Consider the following 1,244-nt stretch of genomic DNA (forward strand, 5'->3'; position numbering starts at 1 on the left):
CTTCATGGTTCTCCTCCTCATTGGTTCTCCTCCCTATTGCGGCGCTCTCCCAGATCGCGCCGCGCGTTCTCCTAGCCGCCCACTGGGCGGCCGCATGACTGACGCACCACCAGCCGGCACGGCAGTTTTCGAATGCCCGGCGCGGCCGCTTGGCCGCCGACGAGCGAAAGCAAAGCGAGCCCGGCCTCGCGGCCGAGCGTCGCCAGGTTCATGTCGACCGAGGTCAGCGGCGGGCGCGTCGCCTCGGCCACGATCTCCCAATTGTCGAAACCGATGACGCCGACCTCCTCGGGCACGCCGATGCCGCGCTCGCGCAGCGCATCGATGACGCCGCGCGCGATCTGGTCGTTGCCGCAGAAGACGGCGTCCGGCGTCTCCGCCCTGCCCTTGCCGTCGAACAGTTTCGCCACCGCCTCATGCCCCCAGCCTTCCGACCAGGCGCCGAGCAACGGCTCGGCGGCCGGCAGGCCGTGCTCGGCCAGCACCTCGCGATAGGCACGCGCGCGCTCATGCACGACGGCAAAACTCGCCGGCCCGCTGACATGGGCGATGCGCCGGCGTCCGAGCCCACAAAAATGCTCGACCGCCAGCCGCGCGCCGCCGGCATCGTCGGAGACGAAGGCGACCGAGCCCGGATCGGGCTGGGTGAAGGCATAGATCACCGGAATGCGCAGATTGGAGAGGTCGATCGGCAGATGGCGGTCGATGCGTTTTCCGGTGGCGATGATGCCGTCGACGCGCTTGTCGAGCATGGCCTCGACATGGAGCTGGCCGAGGCGCGAATCGTCTTCGACATTGCACAGGAAGACCGAGACGCCGGCATCGACCAGCGCATCGGAGACGCCGGCCATCAGCGGCAGCGAGAAGCGGCCGTAAGTATCGTTGGTGAGCAGCCCGACGGTGAAGGAGCGTTTTCGCAGCAGGCTCTGCGCCAGGCTGTTCGGCCGGAAGCCAAGCCGCTGCGCCGTCTCGCGGATACGCTCGCGCGTCTCCGCCGTCATCCGCCCCTGCCCGTTCAGCGCCTTCGAGGCCGTCGCCACGCTGACGCCGGCGGCCAATGCCACCTCACGTAGGGTGACCGGGGCTGGCGCTGGCAAGGCGTCGGAGGACATGTGTCGAGGCGCATCCCTGAGTTGGGAAAAGGTTTTCTCTTATCGCCCTGCGCGGTGATGACGGGTGAGGTCAACGAGCGAAGGGGATTTGGGAAAAGGTTTTCTCACAGGGAGGTTAGGGGAAGGTGGGGA

Annotated in this window: 1 protein-coding gene; it reads right to left on the bottom strand. The window is 67.5% G+C overall.

Annotated elements, in window-relative coordinates; genetic code table 11:
- Positions 1–71 precede the first annotated feature (71 nt).
- Positions 72–1,112, bottom strand: a complete 1,041-nt coding sequence (locus tag EN780_RS34590; protein ID WP_128276491.1) for a LacI family DNA-binding transcriptional regulator — start codon at positions 1,110–1,112, stop codon at positions 72–74.
- Positions 1,113–1,244: the final 132 nt, after the last annotated feature.

Origin of the sequence: Mesorhizobium sp. M4B.F.Ca.ET.089.01.1.1, from assembly GCF_004022605.1 — a bacterium.
In the GTDB taxonomy this organism is placed as follows: domain Bacteria; phylum Pseudomonadota; class Alphaproteobacteria; order Rhizobiales; family Rhizobiaceae; genus Mesorhizobium; species Mesorhizobium abyssinicae.

What these genes read in the sequence shown, in the direction of transcription:
- EN780_RS34590 (WP_128276491.1), bottom strand. Translation starts at nt 1,112, where the DNA reads ATGTCCTCCGACGCCTTGCCAGCGCCAGCCCCGGTCACCCTACGTGAG.